Source organism: Peptoniphilus sp. (assembly GCF_050943655.1).
Classification (GTDB): domain Bacteria; phylum Bacillota; class Clostridia; order Tissierellales; family Peptoniphilaceae; genus Peptoniphilus_A.
Window position 1 is genome coordinate 1 of the sequence record NZ_JBMNPQ010000088.1, and the last position, 5,165, is coordinate 5,165.

The following is a 5,165-nucleotide window of genomic DNA, read 5'->3' on the forward strand; positions in this document are numbered from 1 at the left end:
GAAAAAACAAAAAGGGAGGCCTTGGCAATGCAAGTATTGCTGGGATTTGTCACAGCTGGAGCGAGGACGGAAGGTGCATCTCGCTTTTAAAAATACTTTTAACCAACAAATGTGTCTACGACTGCGAATACTGCATTAACAGGAGAAGCTCCGATATAAATAGGGCTGAGTTTAGTCCGCGCGAAGTTGCTGAAATTACAATTAATTTTTACAGGAGAAATTACATAGAGGGGCTATTTCTATCTTCTGCAGTCATACAAAGTCCAGATCGCACCATGGAACTTTTGATAAATGTGGCAAAAATCTTAAGGGGCGAATACAATTTTAACGGCTACATTCACATGAAGGCAATTCCAGGATCAAGTAGCGACCTAATTAGAGAAATGGGAAGGATCGTCGATCGCATGAGCATAAATATTGAGCTTCCAACGGAGAAGGCGCTGTCACTTCTTGCTCCATCAAAGACGTATCCTGCGATTTATCGCCCCATGAATAGTGTAAAAAGCCTAATCGAAGAACACTCTCATGACAAGAAAAAATTTAAACACGCAGAAAGTTTTGTGCCGGCAGGTCAGACTACTCAGATGATAATTGGAGCATCAAGAGAAAGCGACGATGTTATTTTAAAGAGGTCTTCTAATTTATACAAGAATTTTAACTTAAAAAGAGTATATTATTCTGGCTATGTACCTGTCGTAAAGAGCAAATTTACATCTGGTGTAACAAAAACTCCCCTTATTCGCGAGCACAGAATTTATCAAGCAGATTGGCTCATGAGATTTTATAAATTTGAGGCAGAAGAAATTACAGACGAAGCTTTTCCAAATTTGGATCTCAATCTCGACCCCAAGGCGAGTTGGGCAATTCGAAATATTGACAAGTTTCCAATAGAGATAAATCACGCGACTTATGAGGAGCTAATTAGAATACCTGGCATTGGGCCGACTTATGCCATGAGGATTATTAACGCGAGAAAATTTGCAAAATTATCCTACGATAGCTTAAGCAGTTTAAAAATTTCACTAAAAAGAGCAAAGTACTTCATAAAGGTCGACGGCGTCTACAGGGGAGGAAGAATTAAATCAGAAGATTATCTATCCTACCTTTTGAGCGACAGAAAAGAGAAAAAATATGAACAATTATCATTTTTTTAATTACGACGGAAGTCTAATGGGACTTTTTACAGTTATATTCGATAAATATAAAATCCTGGAAAACTCACATATTGAACCAAAAAAGCTGGAGAAGGATTTCTTTAATGATGAGGTTTTTGTATCAAGCGATAAAAATAAGGCAATGAGAGTAAAAAAGTCCATATTAAAAAATTTTGGTTGGGACTTTTTAAATAAAATAGTTTTCGTTTTTAGCAGTTTCTACAAAAACAAAGAAGACTCTATTGCAAAGACTCTTAAGGGAATGTATTTATACGGCAAAGATTATTTATATTCAAGCGAAAAAGAACCTGTAAACTTTTTAAAAATACAAAAAGAGTTGGCAAGAGAGATTCACGCATACACCGGACTTTTGAGATTTAAAGAAATAGAAGGAGGGGTATTATTTGCAGAATTTACTCCCCAAAACGACATTTTAAAATTTTTGATGCCTCACTTTAAAAATAGACTTCAGGGCGAGGACTTTATAATTTATGATGCAAGGAGAAATTACGCGGCCTTTTATTTAAAGGGTGAGCTTGATTATATCTTTGCGAAGGACTTTGAAATAAATGAGACGAAGGAAGAGGACAAATTTAGGGATTTGTGGAGAGAATTTTACAAATCAGTTTCAATTGATGAGAGAAAAAATACAAAACTTATGACATCGAATATGCCAAAAAAATATTGGAGATACCTGCCTGAGAAAGATAAATTTTAAAAAAATAACTAAAGAGATTAGAAAAAGTTTAAAAATCTCATAAAATGGTAAAAATATTTATATAAAATTTAAAGAAAGGTAGGGAGATTTATGGACATAAAATTTGTAAAGAGAGATAAATTAAAAGAAAAACCAAAGGGAGATTTGGGATTTGGAGTAATATTTACAGATTACATGTTTAACATGGACTGGGACAAAGACAAGGGTTGGCACGACGCAGAAATCGTACCTTATGAAGGCGTAAATATGGATCCAGCGTCTATGGTTCTTCACTACGCACAAGCAACCTTTGAAGGACTAAAGGCATACAAGAGCCCCGACGGAAAATATTACTTATTTAGACCTCACATGAATGCGAAGAGATTTATAAGATCAAACGACAGACTTTGCCTTCCAGAGCTTCCTGAAGATATGTTTGTGGAAGCAATTAAAGAGCTAATTAAAGTGGAAAAGGACTGGATACCAACAGGAGACGGCGAGTCTTTATACATCAGACCATTCATGTATGCAAAAGAAGTAAAACTTGGCGTTGCACCTTCAAAATCTTACAGATTTAGCATAATACTTTCACCAGTTGGAGCATATTATAAAGAAGGACTTGCGCCAGTTAAAATATATGTAGAAGACGAACTCACAAGAGCAAGCCTTGGCGGAACAGGATTTGCAAAATGTGCAGGAAACTATGCAGCATCACTTCTTGGACAAGTAAAAGCAGAAAAGCTCGGTTACACTCAAGTTTTGTGGCTCGATGGAGTTCACAGAAAATATGTAGAAGAAGTCGGCTCAATGAATGTAATGTTTTTAATTGATGATACGGTAATAACAGCACCAGCAGGCGAAACAGTTCTTCCTGGAGTAACTAGAGATTCTGTAATAATGCTTCTAAAGGACATGGGCTATAAGGTAGAAGAAAAACACCTTGCAGTTGATGAACTTATGAAAGCAGCAAAAGAAGGACGACTAAAGGAAGCATGGGGTACAGGAACAGCAGCAGTAATAAGCCCAATCGGAGAGCTTTTCTATAAGGGAGAAGAAGAGATAATAAACAATTTCGAAACAGGTAAGCTAACTCACGAGCTCTACAACAAACTTACAGACATACAGTGGGGCCGTGCAGAAGACAAATACGGCTGGAGAGAAGAAATAAAGATGGACTAAGTAAAATAGTATGCCCAGGAGAAATCCTGGGTTTTATTTTTCGAAAAATTAAATTCATAGTCTTAACTTTTAATTTATAGATTTTAAAATTTAAACCTAATTTTCTAAGTCTTGCGTTATATATCTATGCGCGGGTATAGTTTAATTAAGCGTTATTTGTGTTAGAAAAATTAGGAGGATATATGAAAGATAAGAAGATGAATACAAATCCCATGGCAAAAAATGGCCTAGACAAGACACTTTCAAGTAAGAACGATGTGGCGGGAGACAATCCTAAAATCACAAGAGCTTCAGGTGCTCCTGTTGAAAACAATCAAGACACAATGACTGCAGGTTTAAGAGGCCCAGGAGTATTTGAAGATACTTGGCTTTTTGAAAAGCAGGCTCACTTCAACAGAGAAGTAATTCCTGAGAGGAGAATGCATGCCAAGGGCTCAGGTGCTTTTGGAACATTTAAAGTTACAAATGATATAACAGAGTACACAAAGGCAAAGATTTTTTCAGAAGTTGGCAAAGAAACTGAGATGTTTGCAAGATTCTCACTAGTTGCAGGCGAAAGAGGATATGCTGATGCCGACCGCGACATAAGAGGATTTGCACTTAAATTTTATACAGAAGATGGCAACTGGGACTTAGTTGGCAACAACACACCAGTGTTTTTCTTTAGAGACCCGATGAAATTTATAGATCTAAACCACGTTGTAAAGAGAGATCCAAAGACTAACATGAGAAGCCCTAATTCAAATTGGGACTTTTGGTCATCTCTTCCAGAGGCGCTATTGCAAGTTACAATTATAATGACAGATAGAGGAATTCCATCATCATACCGCTTCATGCACGGATTTGGTTCACACACTTATTCACTTATAAATAAGGACAACAAGAGAACTTGGGTAAAATTCCACTTTAGATCACAGCAGGGAATTCAAAACCTAACAGATCAAGAGGCAATGAAAGTTAAGGGAATGGATCCAGACTCTCACCAAAGAGATTTATTCGATGCAATAGAGCTTGGAGAATATCCAAAATGGAAGATGTATATACAAGTGATGAGCGAAGAAGAGGCAGAGGAAGTTAACTTTAATCCCTTCGACCTCACAAAGATGTGGCCAAAAAAAGATTATCCATTCATAGAAGTTGGAGAATTTGAACTAAATAGAAATCCAGACAATTACTTCCAAGACGTGGAGCAGTCAGCATTTAACCCAGCACAAAATGTACCAGGAATTGGATTTTCACCAGACAGAATGCTTCAGGCACGTATCATGATGTATGGCGACGCACAGAGATATAGACTCGGCGTAAACCATCACCAAATACCTGTAAACTCACCTCGTGGAATGAAAAAAGAAGATTACCACCCATTCCACAGAGATGGAACGATGAGAGTTGATGGAAACCTAGGCTCTGAAGTTCACTACGAACCAAACTCCTACGGCAACTGGAAAGAAGATAAAAGGGGCTACGAAGTGCCTCAAAAAGGTGGCGATGTGGATAGATACGACTTTAGACAAGACGACAGCGACTATTACACACAACCGGGACTTCTTTACAATGCGCTTACAGAAGACCAAAAACAGGTGCTATGTGAAAACACTGCAAGAGCAATGGGAGATGCAACACTTCAGATTAAACACAGATGGATAGCTCACTGCTACAAAGCCTCTGAAGATTACGGAAAAAGACTTGCAAAAGCTTTAAATATAAATATAGATGATGTTGACTTGAATCTTCCAGATAGAGACACAAGAGAAGGAAACTACAAAGCTAACAACGCACATCCAGAACTAGATGTAAAGAGCGAGGACATGTCAAAATACGAATGGGATGAAATAAAGACAGACTATGACCCTAAAAAATTCATAGATCCAATGGACGATCCTTTCGTGCTATAAAAAAATAAAATCTTTTAAAATAAAACTACTGATTGTAAGTTTATCTTTCTCAATATGAAAATAGTAAAGAGAAACTCTGAATAATCAGTAGTTTTTAAATTTTAAAATCCATTGACAAGTCTCGTTATATAACTTTTAAGGAGACGAAACTCAGTTTAATTTTCTAGTCGCGTATTAGATTATTTAGCTAAATTTTGGTGTACTTATTTATTGAGGAATGTGTTATTCTTTTAAAAGAAA

At 36.7% G+C, this 5,165-nt stretch carries 4 protein-coding genes; all 4 read left to right on the top strand.

Annotation, left to right across the window (positions count from 1 at the left end; all coding sequences use genetic code 11):
• The coding region (locus ACOX6R_RS07115) for a putative DNA modification/repair radical SAM protein (protein WP_433448700.1) at positions 1-1,154 on the top strand (1,154 nt) is incomplete at its 5' end.
• Positions 1,132-1,872, top strand: coding sequence for a TIGR03915 family putative DNA repair protein (locus ACOX6R_RS07120; protein WP_433448701.1), 741 nt, complete (start codon positions 1,132-1,134; stop codon positions 1,870-1,872). The genes ACOX6R_RS07115 and ACOX6R_RS07120, both read left to right, overlap by 23 nt.
• A 90-nt stretch (positions 1,873-1,962) precedes the next feature.
• A complete protein-coding gene (locus ACOX6R_RS07125) occupies positions 1,963-3,030 on the top strand; it encodes a branched-chain amino acid aminotransferase (RefSeq protein ID WP_433448703.1) in 1,068 nt (355 codons plus the stop codon).
• Positions 3,031-3,212: 182 nt separating this feature from the next.
• Positions 3,213-4,925 carry a catalase gene (locus ACOX6R_RS07130; RefSeq protein ID WP_433448705.1) on the top strand — a complete coding sequence of 571 codons (1,713 nt, stop codon included), beginning with the start codon at positions 3,213-3,215 and terminating at the stop codon, positions 4,923-4,925.
• Positions 4,926-5,165: the final 240 nt, after the last annotated feature.